The organism is Mesorhizobium sp. P2_D1, from assembly GCF_056404455.1.
Window position 1 is genome coordinate 1 of the sequence record NZ_JBFUDZ010000043.1, and the last position, 16,384, is coordinate 16,384.

The following is a 16,384-nucleotide window of genomic DNA, read 5'->3' on the forward strand; positions in this document are numbered from 1 at the left end:
AGTTCGACGTCACCGTCACGATCGCCGCGGCACTCGTTGCCGTCATCAGCGCCGGGTTCAGCACGCCGTCCGTCGTCGCACCGTTGTTGGTCTCGTCAAGCGTCACCGAGCTGCCGACAACCGCGCTCGTGATCGACGGGCCGTCATCCAGGAAGGTCAGGTTGTTACCGATATTCAGCGTCGCCGACTGATGATCGCCATCCGCATCCGTCACCGTCGCCGTCAGCGTCACCAGATTGTCGGCGTTCAGGCTGACCGGCTCGTTCGGATCCGTCGTCGGATGGACAACCGCCCGCTGCTGGTCGAGCGTCACATTGCCAGACGCATCAGTGCTGACCGTAAACACGATCACGCCACCGACGCCCGCACGGCCGACCACCTGCCCAGCCTCGAGGCTCAGCACCACCGCCTGGCCGCTCGCCGTGTCGACCAGCCCAGTGACGCCGGCATTGAAGCCCAGCGCGTAGGTGATCGTGCCGGCGCCATCGGCGCCATAATTGGACGTGAAGGCGCTGGCGAAGCTCTGCGTGTCGTTGGTCGTCAGATCGGTCTCGTCGACGCTCAGCGACGGCAGCTTCACATCAGCCAGCGCGACCGTCGGAGCATCATCGTTGAAGGTTATGGTCAGCGTGCCCGGTGCCGTGGAGCCATCGGCGTCGGTGATCACATAGCCGAGGTTGACCGTCGCATTGTTCTCGTCGTTAGGACCCTGTACCTGGAGCACGTTGTCGAGCAGCGTCACCGTGTAGGCGCCGGTGGCCGGATCGGTCACATGCACCGTGAACAGGTCGCCGCGTGGACCCGTCGCCGTCAGCGTGTCGCTGGCGGCGTTCCAGCTGTAGGTAACGTTCTCCTGGCCGACCGTCCCGCTGGTGCCGTCCAGCGTCGCGAATGAGAAGCCGTTGGAACCGGCGCCGTCGCCGCCGACGCTGCCGCCCAGCGTGCCGTTGTAGGTTGCTTCGCTGGCGCTGAGCGGAACCTCGCCGGCATTGGCGTCGATGTCGCCCGCCGTGCTTGCCGCATTGCCGCCGGCCAGCCCGTCATCATCGACCGTGGCCGCCGCCGTGCCGGTCGTCGGATGGTTGGCGTCGGTCACCGCAAAGCTGATGCCGGCAGTCGCCTTGTCGCCATCGCCGTCCGTCACGGTATAGGTCGCCGAGGCCGCACCGGCCCCGATGACCGGACTGTTGGCAGTGAATGCATAGCTGCCGTCGGCCTTGACCTTTATAAAGCCGTCACCGATGTCGATCGCCTGCGAGTAGCCGTCGCCGCCGAAGACCAGGGCGGTGGCGCCAATATGCGTCACCGTGGCGCCGTCGGCGCCGGCGACGAAGTCCAGCGTGCCGGTGATGGTCGCGCCCTCAAGAACATTCTGCGAAGCCTCGGTCGTGGCCGTCGGCACATCGTCGACGATGTTGACCGACAGCGTGCCGTGTACGCTCTGCGCGTCCTRGTCGGTGAGCGTGACGGTGAAATTCTCGAACAGGCTGTTGGTGCCCTGGACGGCGGGATGCGCCTCATTGTCGAGGAGCGTGTAGGTGTAGCTCACCTGACCGGTCGCGGCATCGTAGGCCGTCACCGTCAGCGTGTTGCCCAGCGCCGTCGTGAACGAGCCCGCCGTGAACACGCCATTGGTGATGAAATTGTGGCCGTCGATCGCCAGCGAGGCGATGCCGTCGGGCGAGGAAATTGCGAAAGTGCCGCCTTGCGTGGTGCTTTCCTTGGCAGTGTCGGAGCCGTCCGACTCACCGGATCCACGGTTGGCCAGCAGGTCATTCTCGTTGACGACGACGTCGCCGCCTCCGGCCGCCGGCGTCAGGTCGCCGATCGTCGGTGTCGAATTGCCGATCGAGATCGTCAACGTCGTGTGCGACAGGTCTCCGTCGCCATCCTTGATCGTATAGGTGAACACGTCGTGGACGCCGCCAGGCGTGCCGGCATCGCGCACATAGGTGTAGGAGCCGTCCGCCTGCAGCGTCAGCGTGCCATAGGCGCCATGGATCGGCGTGTTCAGTGTGACCCCGCTGTCCAGATCGGCATTGGTCGTGCCGGCGGCAACGCCCGCAACCTTCGCGTCATCGGCGCCCTTGGTGTCGGCGCCTGCCGCATTGCCGTCGCTGCCGGCGCCGCTTATCACATTGCCGCCTATAGGCGCGTGCGAACCCGCCGCCACCGCGTCGGTGTCGGCAACTGCCGTCGGTGCGTCATCGATGATGTTGATGACCAGATTGCCGCCCGGGGCCGGATTGCCATTTGCATCCGTCACCGCGACCGGGAAGCTCACATTGGTGGCGTTGCCGGCGGTGTTGTCGAGAAGCGTGTAGGTGTAGTGGATGGTGCCGATACCGGTCGCCGCATCGAAGACATAGCTCGCCGTCAGCGAGCCGGTCCCATCGGTGAAGGTCTGAGCCACACCGCTCAGCACATGGCCGTCGAGCGAGACCACCGACACGCCGTCAGGCGAGGTGAAGCCGATGTTGCCCGAGGTCGTCTCCGACGACGCGGACGCGTCCGAGCCGGCGGGCTCGCCGCCACGCGCCGGCAGACCGGCCTCGTTGACTGTTGCCGAGCCTATGAGATCGATCGAGGGGGTGGAGTCTTCCTTTTCCGCAACGCCAATCGTCAGCTCGCGCCGGTCCAGCAACCCGAACTGCAAGTCTGTCGGGGGCAACAAGGCCGAAAGGCCGAACCCGTCACCGATGCCGCCGGGGGGGATTTCGAAATTCCCGCCTGCACTGGGTGGCGAACCGCCCGTGCCGGCCGACATGGAACCGTCGGCGCCGAAGGCAACGTCGACATGGCTTGCCTCGAGCGCGGCCAGCAACGCAACGCGCGGCACCTCGACGTCGCCGATGACGAAGGTCGGCACGTTCAAGGCGCCGTCCTTGATCACGATCACCGAGCCGTCGGCCTGCTCGAGCACAAGGTTGTGGCCGTCGACCTTGATGTTGTCGATCGAAACGTTGGAGGGAAGTTTCACGATGTTGCTGGCGTCAGCCACATATTCATGGGGTGCCGCCGCTGCGGGTGCGTTCGCTGTCGCCGGCGCTTCCGGCTTGACAGGTGCTCCGCCACCAACATCGACCGGCACCGGTTCAGCCGCTGCCGGCGCGGGCTGCTGGGTCGAAGTTGCTTGTGCGACCAGGATCTCTCCCGGCGATGCCTGACCATTGTGTTCGCTGGACGCGGAATGCTCGTTCAAGGAACCCGAAGAACTGTCCAACTCATTATTGGTGATCATTGCTGAAACCCCTCCGACATTTCCCGGCAAGAGACATTGGCCACTTCTGCTTTGCAACAACCCCGCAATCTGTTTCATATACTCCGATATGCTTGCCCCATCATTTTTTACACGTTGGTAAACCTCGAACATATAACCTGATATATGCCGGCTTCTGCGTAGCGCGCTCGGTGGAGGTTCGACGCGGTCTCTTGGTAAATGGGAGTATAAAATTGAATAAAATTTTAGATAAAATAGACAAAGCCACTTGCCGTAAAGTTATCCACCTTTCTTGCCAATAATTTGAGACAAGATTGGTAGCGTCCACAGTCAAAGGTGGGCGCTATGAAAAAAGAAAAATCAGTCCTGGGAAAAACCGGGCTCAAGGTGCTCCTGCTGGCAATCGGCCTTGTCGGCCTGGCAGGACCTTCATTCGCAAGTGCCGTTTCCGGGGAGGCTGCCGCTACTGGCACGCCTCTGGAAAGGGTCCTGACGCCACCCTGCCTCGGCGGTGTTTCGCTGGCGAGGCCGCAGCCCTGGCAGCCTTTGGCGCCTTACCGGATCAGCATGGTTTTCGGCAGCTACGGCCCGGCATTTGCTGATCGCGAGGATGGTTCGTCGACGGCGCGAGCTGATGCCGGGATAGATCCGGTGCAGACGGCATCGATTATTCCCGGCGTATTCGGATCGGTCGCCTTGTCGATGCGCAATTTCCCCGTCTCGGCTCGTTGGGCACCCGTCTACCAGGCAATCACCAGCTGCTCGGCAGGCAGCGCCTGCGAGCGCAAGAGTGCGGCATTTGCCAGCATGGTCGCCGCTGCCCAGGGCAAGGGGTTCAGCGAGAAACTATCCTTCGTCAACAGCAGCGTAAATCACCTGATTGCCTACAGGAAAGACAGCGTCGTCTACGGCAAAACAGACTATTGGGCAAAGCCATCGGAAATTCTCGAACGGCGAGCCGGCGACTGCGAGGATTTTGCCATCCTCAAGATGACGGCTCTGCTAAGGGCCGGCATTCCAACGCAAAGCATGGCGCTCGTTGTTCTCCAGGACCGCAAGCGAGGCTTCTTTCACGCGGTGCTGTCGGTGAGCACAGGCAGCGGCACCTTCATTCTCGACAGCCTCAGCAACACCGTCGTGCGCGACAGCGATCTTCCCGACTACGTTCCGCTCTATTCGTTCAGCACGGACCGGGCCTGGATCCACGGCTCGAAACCGGGCGCAGCCCAGATGGCTGAGATCAAAGGCGGCTTCGCGACCGTTGCGCCGGGCGAAGGCGTTCAGCGATAGATTTTCCGGCAAGATCACATGTCGCCAAAAGTGATTTTGGGACAATGATTTGCATGAAAACCAGAGCGTGAGCGCATCGGCTGAATCCGGGTCAACGTGACGCGCCTCAGCCGCCGAAGACGAACGCCATCAGCAATTCCGGCTCGACCACCGGGGCTCGCACAACATTCAAATGACCCCGGTATCGACGTTCACCGGCGCCGATGACAAAGCCGGTAGCCACCGGCGCTTGGCCATTGGCGTCGAGCCGCGCGAAAATGTCGGCTACATTGAGGTCCAGCGCCAGCTTGAGGTCATGGCGCGCATCGTCGTTTGGAGCTATCGGCAATTGACGCTTGACCAGTTGCTGGAACGGCGCGTTGAACGTCAGGATCTTCTTCGACGATGCCAAGGCAAAGGCTGGCGACGGGCAGGCGACCACTATGGCGTTGATGGTGTTGATCGACGCAAGCCTTCGCAAGGTCAGGTTTTCCTCCCCCAATCCACGCATGCAGGCCACCCTGATCGCAGATGTCAGGTTACCTGTCTGTGCCTGACTTTCGGCGATCTCATCGATGAGCATCCCGATCGTGCACTTCCTGCTTTCGGCCATCTGCTTCAGCGTGACCCAGAAAGCCCGTTCCAAACGGATGCCGCGTCGTACGCCGCCGCGTGCCACAACCCGAAATTCCAGCCCAAAATCCTCAGCCGTGACAGGAGGCAGCAGCCGCTCGTGATCGGGAAGAGGAGAGCTGGCGCTACCGCTCACTCATCGCCTCCTGACGTGCCTTGTTGATCGGCTTCAAGAGGTAATTCAGGATCGTCTTGCGCCCGGTCTTGATGTCGACGGAACAGATCATGCCCGGGATGATCGAATAGGCCTTGCCGTCTCTCTCGAGTGTCGATTTGTCCGTCGACACGCGCACTTGGTAATAGGGTTCGCCTGTCTTCTGGTCGACCAGGCTGTCGGCTGTGATGTTGGAGACCTTGCCTTCGATGCCGCCGAAGATCGAGAAATCGTAGGCGGTGACCTTGATAAGCGCGTCCTGGTCCGGCCGGATGAAGGCAACATCTCGCGGTGAAACCCGCGCCTCAACCAGAAGGGTCTCGGAGGTCGGGACGATGCCGGCCACGACCGCGCCAGGCTGGACGAAGGCGCCGACCGTGTTCAGCTCCAGCGTGTTGACAATCCCATCCACCGGAGACCGGATATCCGTGCGCGCGACCTTGTCGGTGGCGCCACGTATGGTCTCATCCACCACCGAGAGATCGGCCAGCGCCTCCGTCAGGTCGCTCAGGGCTTCCTGCTGCAACTGCAGGCCGAGCTCGTCGACCTGAAGCTGGGCTTCCGTAATAGCCCCCTTGGTTTTTTTGATGGTCTCACCGGCGAGGTTCAACTGCCCTTGCAGTTCGGTATGCTCACGCTCGACGCGGATCTGCTCGGTCCTCGCCATCAGCCCCTTCTTGACCATGGAATCGACCAGCTCCTTTTCCTGGTCGCTAACGGCCAGGTTCTTGGTGAGGCGATCGAGATTGGCGGTGGCTTCGTCCAATTCATTCTGGCGCTGATCGAGGCGCGACTTGAGAACCGACAGCTTGACTTCGAAGTTTTCGCGGCGCGCGACGAGCAGCTTCTGCTCGTTTTCGCAGATTTCCGGCGCTGGCTTCTGGATCTCGGGCGGACAGGGAAATGCGCCTTCGAGATTGCCGCTCTGCTCGAACTGGAGCCGCGCAATGCGCGCCTGCAGGGCTCGCGCCTTGGCCTGCTGCTCACCAAGGCTGGAGGTGTTGAGCGTGTTGTCGAGGCGAATGATGAGATCATTCTTCTTGACGACCTGGCCAATCGTCACTGCGATTTCCTGGACGACACCGGCTTCGCTCGCCTGAATGATCTGGGTCTTGGACGCGGGTATCACCTTGCCGTCTCCCCGCGCGATCTCATCGACTTCGGCAAAGGCTGCCCAGGCGACAAATACAACGAAAAGCGCTCCTATGATGAATATGGACGCCGACGCAAAGAGCGGCGGCCGATCTTCCCTTGCAAGCATTTCCTACGCCCCAACGCATTGGATGCATTCAATTTGTTCGATCAGGCGCTTGTTTTCTGCAACGCCTGTATAACCTGGTCCTTCGGTCCGTCAGCAACGATCTTGCCCTGCTCGATAACGATCAGGCGATCGGCCAGTTCAAGCATGCTGAAGCGATGTGTGGACACGATCAGCGTTGTGTCGCGGTCAAAGGCGACCTTGAGCTGCTTTATCAACTGGCGTTCCGATGCGAGATCCATCGAGCCCGATGGTTCATCCAGAAAGACGATTTTCGGCTTGGTCAGCAGCAGGCGTGCGATAGCCACTGTCTGCCTCTGGCCGCCTGAAAGATTGGTGCCACGCTCGCCGACATTCATGTCGTAGCCACGCGGATGGCGTGAGACGAAATCGTCGACGCCAGCCGCCTTTGCCGCGTCGATGATCTGCTCATCGGTAGCCTCCGGGCAAGCCATCAGGAGATTTTCCTTGATGGTGCCCGAGAACAGATCGCCAGCCTGCGCAACGATGCCGACAGCGGCGCGAACTTCTGACGGGTGATACTGGCGAATATCGATCCCATCCAGCAGCAGCTCACCCGAGGTTGGCAGGAACAGCCTGCCGACCAGACGACCCATCGTCGTCTTTCCCGATCCTATGCGACCGATGATGCCGATCCGCTCTCCCGGCTTCACCGTGAAATTCAGACCGGTCAAAACCTCGTTTTCCGCGCCGGGATAGACAAACCCGACATTCCTGAACGCCATCGCCCCGTTGCGAATGGGTCGGTTGACGAAACCCACCGTGTCCGGCCGGTCCTCCGGTTGCTCCATGATCGAGTTCACCATCCTCAACGAGAGCATGGCCTGGCGAAACCGGGACAGCGTGATGGCGATCTGGCCGAGCGGAGCCACCGCCCTGCTCGCCAGCATGACCGTTCCTATGATTGCTCCTGTCGAAACATGCCCTTCCGAGAAGGCGTAAGCGCCGGCCACCACCAGAGCGACGGTCACCAGCTGTTGTATCGACTGGGTTATGTTGCCTGCGGCCGCCGAGAGCTGCTTGATCTTCTCGGACGTGTTGGCGGCGTTCTTGGAGTGCTCTCCCCATTTTCGCAGCAGATACGCCTCGGCGCGCAGCGACTTGATCGTCTCCAGCGTCGAGATGGATTCGACCAGCAAGGCTTGGCGTTGCGAAGCTTCGTTCATCGAGGCGGCGACGCGCTTGCCGATGCGGCGCTGGGTAATCAAGCCGACGATGACGGACATCACAAAGGCCAGCGCCGGTATGATCACCAGCCAGCCGCCTATCGCATAGATGACGAGAAGAAAGACGAAGACGAATGCCGTGTCGATGAACACGCTGATGGTGTTCGAGGTGAAGAACTCTCTGACGAACTCATATTGCGTGACCCGGTTTGCGTACTCACCGGTCGAGTCGGGACGCGCCGACAGTGACGAGTTCAGCACTTTTTCGAACAGAAGATACGATATCCGAAGATCCGCCTTGCGCCCGGCATAGTCGATGAGGGAAGCCCTGGCCGTCTTCAAAAGCAGATCGAACAGGATGACGGCGCCGATGCCGATGGCCAGGACCCACAATGTGGATATTGCCTTGTTCGGCAGGATCCTGTCGTAGACGTTCATCGTGAAGATGGGTGAGGCAATGGCCAGCACATTGATGAATATCGCTGCAAGGACGACTTTCGAATAGGTGCGCCAGAAGGCGCCCATCGTCCCCGTCAGCCAATGGCGCCTTTCGATCTTCTGTGCCGAGCCGACCTTCATCGCCTCGGTGGCATTGGCATAGGTGATCGAGAAGGACGCGCCGCCGCTGATATAGCTGGCAGCCAGCTCGGATCTGCTGATCGTGGTGCGGCCGTCTTCTTGGGGCGCAGTCAGGTATTCGCCCGCTTCAATCTCCGCGAGCAGGGCGACAGGCAGCTGGCTGGCGCGAAACAGAATGGCGGGCAGATCGACGCGCCCGCGCAGGAAATCGCGATGACTGACGTCCTTGACCTCGAGGCCGATGCGCTCGGCAAGGTGCCGAATATCCTCTACCTCAATTCGCGTCTCTGAAATCGGCACCCCGGCAAACAGCACTGTCTCGGCGCTCGGCCTGCCAAGATAGCCGGCGACCGCTGAAAAGCAGGCTTTGAATGCCTCCTTGGGGGAGAGGATGTTGGGTTGCTGGTTCACGATATGCCCGTAAGGACCCTCGCTGGACCTTGCACCGTCCTACTTCTTCCTCACTGGCGCAAGGATATCGAAAGGCAGGTCGTTTTTCTGCTCCGATGGCGTCCGCGCATAGGTTTCAGTGTCCGCGGTTTCTGGTGCGTTGAACTCGGATCGTGCATAGGCCGTCGCTTGCTTTGCCGGCTGAAGACCCATCGTTTTCAGCAATTGACCTGTCGCGGCCAGAAGTCGGTATTGGGCGAACAGCGATGCATAGGATGCTGTGTCCGCCAGCGTTGCCGTGTTGAACCGGGTATTCTGCGCATCGAGCACGTCGAGCAGCGACCGTTGCCCTACCTTGAATTGCTCGCGGTAGGACGAAACCAGCTTTTCACTGGAAGCGGCTTGCAGCCTGAGCGTCTTTGCCAGGTCGGCTTGCCGGAAACGGCGATCCCATGATGTGCGGACAGCCTCCTCGATCTCACGCAAGACCTGGTGATAGGCAAGCCGCTGTTCGCTGGCACGGCGGATCTGCTCCTGTTCATTGGCCTTGTCTATGCCGCCTCGATACAGGTTCCAACGCAGCACCAGACGCGCCTGCAGGTCACTGGCGTCGCCATTGTCGCCGTCAATATCATACCCTCCCCTGGCACGGCCTTCAGCCAAAACTTCGGGGCCGTATTTCGCCCGGGCCGCATCCACCATGGAAGCAGCAGCGGCGATATCGCTGGTGGCCATGTGAACGCGTGGATTGTTCTGTCGTGCCAGGCCCAGCGCATCGTCAAGTGACCTCGGCAGTGCGGCGGCGACATCACCGGGCCGCGAAGCATTGACCAGCGGTTTGCCGACGGTCTTGAAGAACCGGATCCTAGAGGCTTCCAGTTCTTCGCTCGCCTCCTGCATGCGTGCCTGGGCTGCGAACAGACGCTCTTCGGCCTGCTGCCGGTCGGCCTCGTTCAGCGCCCCGCCCGAGATGCCTTGCCGGATGTCGCCGAGTATCGCCTGATGGAAACCGAGGTTCTTCTTGGCTTCGGCGACGATCGAAGCCTGCAGCATGTATTCAAGGTAGTCTTGGACGACCGACAGCCCGATGAATTCCGAGCGTTCCAGCACCCGAAAGGACGCTCCGTCGACCCGCGATGCCTGGCGGTTCAATTCCGCCCGCCGCGCGCCGCTGTCAAACAGCTTCTGTGTGACCACCAGATCCGCTTCCGCCGGATAGAGCGAATCGTCCTCTATCGACAGTGCGCGCCGGGACGTATTGTCGAGGCGACGAACTCCAGCCGATGCCTCGACATCGACACTGGGAAGATAAAGGCCCTTGGCCTGTCGCAACTCGAACTCGATTGCTTCGCGGTTTTCGATTGCCTGTCCAATCTCGGGATTGGATTCCACCGCAACAGCCATCGCCTCCTTGAGCGTGAGCGCATGAGCACTCGCACAGGTCAGCATTGTAGCCGCCATCAAAAGACCAAGGCGCTTGCCGACGGCCGAGATGCTTGTCTTATTCATATAACCCACCCTAAAGTTTCCCCCAGCACCCTTATTCGAGAGCGCTACGCCAAGCCAAGGCCTGCCTCCGAGAACTATCCACAGTTTCACGAAATGTGTGAGGAATTATTGAATTAGCTCCTGCTAAATCGATGATTCAGGCGACAAGATTGTTAGATGTAGCAAAAATGGCACATAAGCATAGACCCCCTGCGATCGTATCCTGACGCTGTCAGTTGGGAAAAGGACCAAAAACGGAAGGTGGTTAACCAACGCGGGCAGAATCAAGCAGGGATAGCCGCTATTTGCGACCAGACCAAAGGCGGATCGCTGTTGCGGCAATCTTTTCGGGGGATCAAGGATTGCGACGGCTCCGTGAACTAGATGTTCTCGCGGGTGTAGATGTCGAAGGGCAGGATCGTCGTGAAGTTGCCGCCTTCGTTCGGGGCCGAGACGGCGCGGACCATGCCGGCCAGCGCTTCTTGTGCGATGCGCGCCAACGGGTGCGAAATGACGAAGGTCAGTGTGCCGTCGAGAAGTGCGGCGCGGGTCGTGTCCATCAGTTCATAGCCGACGACGACGACGCTGCCGGCCCGCCCGGTGGACCGCAGTGCCGCAATGGCGCCGGTGATGCCGCCGCCGGCAACATAGAGGCCAGACAGATCCGGATTTTCGTTCAGCAGCTTTTCGGTCATTTCCTGGGCGATGGCGCTGGATTCGAAGGTCAGCAGCGGCTCCAGCAGCGTGAAGCCAGGAGCATGTTCGCGGAAATAGGAACGGAAGCCGCTCTCGTTCATCTCCTGGCAGCGGTAGCGATGGTTGCCGACCAGGATGCCCAGTCTGCCGGGCGCCCGGCAAACATGCTCGAACACCCAGGCCGCGGTGCGCCCGACCTTCCAGTTGTCCAGGCCGATATAGTTGATATGGCCGGTCGCCGAGATCTGCGAGATCAGCGCAAAAACCGGCACGTTGCGGGCCTGCAGCGCGTCCACCGCCTGGGTGACCAGAGGATGGACCGCGGCAACGACGCCGACGGCATCGCATTCGGCRCCCAGTGCCAGCATCCGCGAGGCGACGTTCTGCGGCGACAGATCGTCGAGAAACTCAGTACGCAACTCTATTTCGCAGTCGGGCATCGTTTGGGCCGCAAGGCGCAGTGCCTCGGCCATGTTGCGGTAGAAGGCTCGGCCGGGCTGGTGCAGCAGGAAACCCAACCGGTAGCGCGGCCGGGCGGCCGCTATACGGCTGCGCAGCGCGCCCATGCCGTAAAAACCGATCTGCTCCGCTGCCAGCATGACGCGCTCGCGCGTGCCCTGGCGCACGCCGCCCGAGCCGCTGAGCACCCTATTGACGGTGGCCACCGAAACATTGGCCTCGGCGGCAACATCCTTGATGGTCGGCCGCTTGTTCTGATCCATTTCGTGTCATCAGCCTATAGCAATTGATACGAAGATATCATTGGTCAGGCAATCCTGAGACGAATGATACAATTAATTTGGAATAAACATTCTATTCTTGATTCACTTTGGATCAAGATGTTTATCTCGGGAAGAAGCAAAGAAGGCGCAAGCACCGCCAGCCCAGGGATAGAAGCAGCACAGCGCAGACAAGGTTCTGACCCTCCGCCCGACGGCGGTGTGAGGCAGCGTGCGCGTGCGAGCCATCCCAGGCACTGCGGGTGGAGGATCCGGGATGGACGATCTCAAATACGGCGTGCGCGACAAGCGCGGCGACTGGAAGCCGAACGGGCGCATCGAGGCCGTGCCGTTGTGGAACTGGCCACCGAGGCTGCCGAAGATCCTGGCGTGGCTGCCCGGCTATATCTGGCCGTGGAATGCCTTCCACATGGCCACCGCCCTCCTCTACTGGTTCTATGTCGTTCCCGGCGTCGAAACGATGAAGACGCTCAGCTGGGGTTGGGCGCTCTGGCTCTACGCCGTCAACGCCTCGGCGATCCTCGTCTTCTACGGCATTTTCGAGCTGCGCTATTACGTCAGGCGGGCGCAAACGACGCGCTTCAAATACAACCACAAGTTCCCCGCCGATGCGCCCTCCGACGTGTTCTGGTTCCAGAGCCAGAACCTCGACAACTTCCTGCGCTCGTTCTTCATCACCATCCCGCTATGGACGGTGGTCGAAGTCATCTTCCTGTGGTGCTTTGCCAACGGCTACGTGCCGTGGGTCGGCTGGCAGGACCACCCGGTCTACCTCGCCGCGCTGGTGCTGGTCGCACCGGCCATTCACGAGGTGCATTTCTTCTTCATCCATCGCCTGATCCACTGGGGTCCGCTCTATCGCTGGATCCACTCGGTCCACCACAATTCGATCAACCCGTCGCCCTGGTCGTCGCTGTCGATGCACCCGGTGGAAGGGTTCCTCTATCACGCGGTCGCCTTCTGGCACCTCCTTATACCGTCCAACCCCATCGTCGCACTGTTCCAGTTGCACGTCGCCGGCTTCGGTGCCGTCAACGGCCATCTCGGCTTCGAAAAGCTGGAACTCACGCAGGACACAGCCGTATCGAGCCACGCCTACGCGCATTACCTGCACCATAAATATTTCGAGGTGAACTACGGCGGCGACGGGCTGATCCCGCTCGATAGATGGTTCGGCACCTTGCACGACGGCACCAGAGAGGGCGACGCCATGATGGACGCCCGGTTCCAGAAAAAGAAGCAGCGCATGAATGCCAGGGCGTAACCGACGCCGGGCGAAGCATTGTTCACGCGACGCGCCGGGAGGGGAGCGTCGGGACCAAGTTTTCCAATCCGTCTGATGACGGCAACCGGGAGGAAATGAAATGAACCATATCACGAAGCTTTTGACTGCGGCGATGACGGCAGCCTTGGTGGCGACAGGTGCCACAGCCGCAATGGCTGATGGGGCGAAGATCTTCGTCATCGGCGGCAAGGCGGACGACCCGTTCTGGTCGAAGGTCAAGAAAGGTGCGGACGACGCCGGAAAGGTCGCCGAACTGACCGGCGGCTCGGTGACTTGGCTCGGCCCGCAGAACTACGACAATCTTGGCCCGGACGCCGCCAAGCTGATCCGCACCGCGCTCAGCCAGAAGCCGAGCGCCATCGTCGGTCCCGACTGGGTGCCCGAGGCCATGGATGACGCCTTCAAGGAAGTCGTTGCCGCCGGCGTGCCGCTCATCATCTACAATTCCGGCGGCATGGACGCAGCCAAGCGGCTCGGCGCCATGAACTATGTCGGCAACGAGGAATACGTGGCCGGTGTCGGCGGCGGCGCCTATTTCGGCAGCCATGGCGCCAAGAATGTGCTGTGCGTCAACACCTTGCCGGGCTCCACCAACACCGAAGACCGCTGCAAGGGCATCGCCGACGCCATCGCCAAGAGCGGCGGCAAATCCATCCAGCTGCCGCTGCCTTCATCCAGCTTCGGCAACCCGACCGCGGTCGCCGAGGCGATCAAGGCCGCCGTGCTGAAAGACAACACCCTCGACGGCCTCATCACCATCAGCGCCGGCGACGCCAACAGTGCGGCCAACGCCATCAGCCAGGCCAATCTTGGCGACAAGGTCAAGCTCGCTTCCTTCGACATGGACGAAACCGGCCTGCAGCGCATCAAGGACGGCACGCAGATGTTCTCGATCGACCAGCAGCCTTATCTGCAGGGCTATCTCGCCGTGTCGCTGCTCAACGGCTTCGTCAACTACGGGCTCGACCTGCCGACGAAGCCGGTGCTGACCGGACCGGGGATCGTCGATGCCGCCAACGTCGGCGCGACGATGGGTGGTGCGGCGGCGGGCGCCCGCTAATTCGCGCAACCGAGTGTCCGGCCCCGCCGTGGGCCGGACATCGCCGGCCGGCGCCCCTCCGAGGGCCGCGCCAGGCACCCCCATTGTTCAAGCCAGGGACCACTTCGATGACATCCCAAGCCCATGACCAACCCGCCGTGGTAGCGACTGCGCTACCCACCCCGCATTCCTCGATACCCTCGATCGGCAGGCTCGTCCGGCGTCCGGAGGTCGGCTCGCTGATCGGCATGATCGCCGTGCTGGTGTTCTTCTCGATCTTCGGCGGCGCCAACTTCATGTCGGCCGGCGGTGCCGCGAGCTGGCTCAACGTCGCCTCGGAACTCGGGATCATCGCCCTCCCGGTGGGGCTATTGATGATCGCCGGACATCTCGATCTCTCTGTCGGCTCGATGATCCCCGCCAGCTCGATGACCATCGCCATCATCTCGGGCCACTACGGCCTGCCGATCATCGTCGGCATCCTCGCAGCCCTCGCCCTTGGCCTCATCGTCGGCTTCATCAACGGGCTCCTGGTAATCCACACCAAAGTGCCGTCCTTCGTCGTCACACTGGCAACGCTGTTCGCGCTGGCCGGCCTGACGCTCGGTCTCTCGATCATCCTGTCCGGCAGCACCAGTGTTGCGCTGAAGAGCGGACCGATCGCCAAGCTCGTGTTCGGCGACTATCTCGGCGGCAAGTTCCAGGTGACCCTGTTCTGGTGGATCGCCATCGTCCTGGTCGTCGGGTTCGTCCTGAACTTCTCGCGCTTCGGCAACTGGATCCTGGCCATGGGCGGTGACGCGGTCAGCGCCCGCAATGCCGGCATCCCGACGGACCGGGTCACCATCGCGCTGTTCATGAGCAGCGGCCTGTGCGCGGCCTTCGTCGGCATGTCGCAGGCGATCCTCTACAACAGCGCCCAGGTGGCTGCGGGGCAGTCCTTCATCTTCAACTCGATCATCGCGGTGGTCATCGGCGGCGTGCTGCTCACCGGCGGCTATGGTTCGGTGGTCGGCATCGTGCTTGGCACGCTGACCTTCTCCATCGTCAACCAGGGCATTTTCTACACCGGCTTCGACGCCAATTGGGCAAGCCTGATCATCGGCGTCCTGCTGCTGGCGGCCGTGCTGATGAACAACACCTTCCGCACCATGGCGCTGACCTACGCGCCGCGTACCAAATCGAGGGTCCGCTCATGACCACGCCCCTGCTCAGGCTGACCGGGATCAACAAGTCGTTCGGTCCGATCGACGTGCTTCACGACATTTCGCTGGAGGTCAACAGAGGCGAGGTGCTGTGCCTGCTCGGCGACAATGGCGCCGGCAAGTCGACGCTGATCAAGATCCTCTCCGGCGTCCACAAACCGACATCGGGCACGATGGAAATGGATGGCAAGGCTGTCGCCTTCGACAGCCCGCGCGACGCCAGCGACCACGGCATCGCGACGGTGCACCAATTCGGCGGGACGTTCCCGCTGATGAGCATCGGCCGTTCCTTCTTCGTCGGCGCCGAGCCGACACGGCGCTGGGGACCGCTCACCATCTACGACCGCAAGCGGGCCAACGAGATCGCCGTCACCGAGATGCGCCAGCTCGGCATCACCCGCATCGACGACGGCGATCGCCTGGTCGGTGGACTGTCCGGTGGTGAGCGCCAGGCGCTGGCGATCGCGCGCGCCGTCCATTTCGGCGCCAGCGTGCTGATCCTCGACGAGCCGACTGCGGCTCTTGGCGTCAAGGAGGCGGCGCATGTCCTGCGCATCGTCCTGCAGGCACGCCGCAAGAGCATCGCGGTCATCTTCATCACCCACAATGTCGTTCATGCCCTGACCGTCGGCGACCACTTCGCCGTCCTCATCAGGGGCGCCAAGGCCGCCGACTTCCGCAAGGGCGAAAAAAGCCGTGAAGCGATCACCGACCTGATGGCAGGCGGCGAGCAGATGGCTGAACTCGAAGCCGAGATCGAGAGCTTCTCGGCGGCTGACGACAGGCATGCGCCGCATGGCGCAAGCCATGCATGAACCCAGTGAAGACGCCCATCTCCTCCTCCCGGGCATCTTCCTGTGCGGCCGGCGGAACGCGTGGTTCCGCCGGCTGTCTTTTCGACCACCCCAAGAACAGACTGCAGGGCGACAATGGCAAAGTGGATTGATGCGTGTGCGGCCGATGATATCGAGGAAGAGGACGTTATCCGCTTCGATCACGAGGGCCGGACATTCGCCATCTACCGCAGCCCCGACGATGCTTTCTTCTGCACCGACGGGCTGTGCACGCATGAGAAGGTGCATCTGAGCGACGGGCTGGTTATGGAATACAGGATCGAATGCCCCAAGCATAATGGCGTGTTCGATTACCGGACCGGCGAAGCGCTGCGCGCACCGGTCTGCGTGAACCTTAAAATCTACAGCACCAAGGTCGAGGACGGCCGCGTGTACATCAAGGTCTGA

12 protein-coding genes are annotated in these 16,384 nt (G+C 61.6%); 6 read left to right on the top strand and 6 right to left on the bottom strand.

The annotated features are described in order from the left end of the window. The coding region (locus AC1D0I_RS24720; protein ID WP_477398396.1) for a DUF5801 repeats-in-toxin domain-containing protein at nt 1–3,241 on the bottom strand (3,241 nt) is incomplete at its 3' end. A gap of 324 nt (nt 3,242–3,565) precedes the next feature. On the opposite strand from AC1D0I_RS24720, the gene AC1D0I_RS24725 reads away from it, so the two are divergent. Beyond that, nucleotides 3,566–4,510, top strand: a complete 945-nt coding sequence (locus tag AC1D0I_RS24725) for a transglutaminase-like cysteine peptidase (RefSeq protein WP_477398398.1) — start codon at nt 3,566–3,568, stop codon at nt 4,508–4,510. Between the two features lie 106 nt (nt 4,511–4,616). Here the strand turns inward: AC1D0I_RS24725 and AC1D0I_RS24730 are convergent, their stop codons facing one another. The 5 genes from AC1D0I_RS24730 to AC1D0I_RS24750 form a co-directional block, all read right to left on the bottom strand. Then, nucleotides 4,617–5,258, bottom strand: a complete 642-nt coding sequence (locus AC1D0I_RS24730; protein ID WP_477398400.1) for a ribbon-helix-helix domain-containing protein — start codon at nt 5,256–5,258, stop codon at nt 4,617–4,619. Then, the gene (locus AC1D0I_RS24735) at nt 5,248–6,537 is read right to left on the bottom strand and encodes an HlyD family type I secretion periplasmic adaptor subunit (protein ID WP_477398402.1); all 1,290 of its coding nucleotides are present in this window, start codon (nt 6,535–6,537) and stop codon (nt 5,248–5,250) included. Before AC1D0I_RS24735 ends, AC1D0I_RS24730 begins: the two co-directional genes overlap by 11 nt. A 41-nt stretch (nt 6,538–6,578) precedes the next feature. Then, on the bottom strand, nt 6,579–8,711 hold the full coding sequence (locus AC1D0I_RS24740; protein ID WP_477398404.1) for a type I secretion system permease/ATPase: 2,133 nt from the start codon (nt 8,709–8,711) through the stop codon (nt 6,579–6,581). Between the two features lie 39 nt (nt 8,712–8,750). Beyond that, nucleotides 8,751–10,199 (bottom strand): TolC family protein, encoded by a 1,449-nt coding sequence (locus AC1D0I_RS24745; protein ID WP_477228082.1) that lies wholly within the window; start codon nt 10,197–10,199, stop codon nt 8,751–8,753. Nucleotides 10,200–10,558: 359 nt separating this feature from the next. Beyond that, nucleotides 10,559–11,596 (bottom strand): LacI family DNA-binding transcriptional regulator, encoded by a 1,038-nt coding sequence (locus AC1D0I_RS24750; RefSeq protein WP_477398406.1) that lies wholly within the window; start codon nt 11,594–11,596, stop codon nt 10,559–10,561. 274 nt (nt 11,597–11,870) lie between these two features. Between AC1D0I_RS24750 and AC1D0I_RS24755 the strand changes: the two genes are divergently transcribed. The 5 genes from AC1D0I_RS24755 to AC1D0I_RS24775 all read left to right on the top strand — a co-directional run bounded on the left by AC1D0I_RS24755 (nt 11,871) and on the right by AC1D0I_RS24775 (nt 16,384). Beyond that, nucleotides 11,871–12,878 (top strand): sterol desaturase family protein, encoded by a 1,008-nt coding sequence (locus AC1D0I_RS24755; protein WP_477398408.1) that lies wholly within the window; start codon nt 11,871–11,873, stop codon nt 12,876–12,878. 100 nt (nt 12,879–12,978) lie between these two features. After that, complete coding sequence (locus tag AC1D0I_RS24760) at nt 12,979–13,959, top strand: sugar ABC transporter substrate-binding protein (RefSeq protein ID WP_477228079.1); 981 nt, start codon at nt 12,979–12,981, stop codon at nt 13,957–13,959. Between the two features lie 227 nt (nt 13,960–14,186). Further along, nucleotides 14,187–15,137, top strand: a complete 951-nt coding sequence (locus tag AC1D0I_RS24765) for an ABC transporter permease (protein ID WP_477306751.1) — start codon at nt 14,187–14,189, stop codon at nt 15,135–15,137. Next, nucleotides 15,134–15,958, top strand: coding sequence for an ATP-binding cassette domain-containing protein (locus AC1D0I_RS24770; RefSeq protein ID WP_477398410.1), 825 nt, complete (start codon nt 15,134–15,136; stop codon nt 15,956–15,958). The genes AC1D0I_RS24765 and AC1D0I_RS24770 overlap by 4 nt, the downstream gene beginning before the upstream one ends. Before the next feature lie 114 nt (nt 15,959–16,072). Next, nucleotides 16,073–16,384, top strand: a complete 312-nt coding sequence (locus tag AC1D0I_RS24775; RefSeq protein WP_477398412.1) for a MocE family 2Fe-2S type ferredoxin — start codon at nt 16,073–16,075, stop codon at nt 16,382–16,384.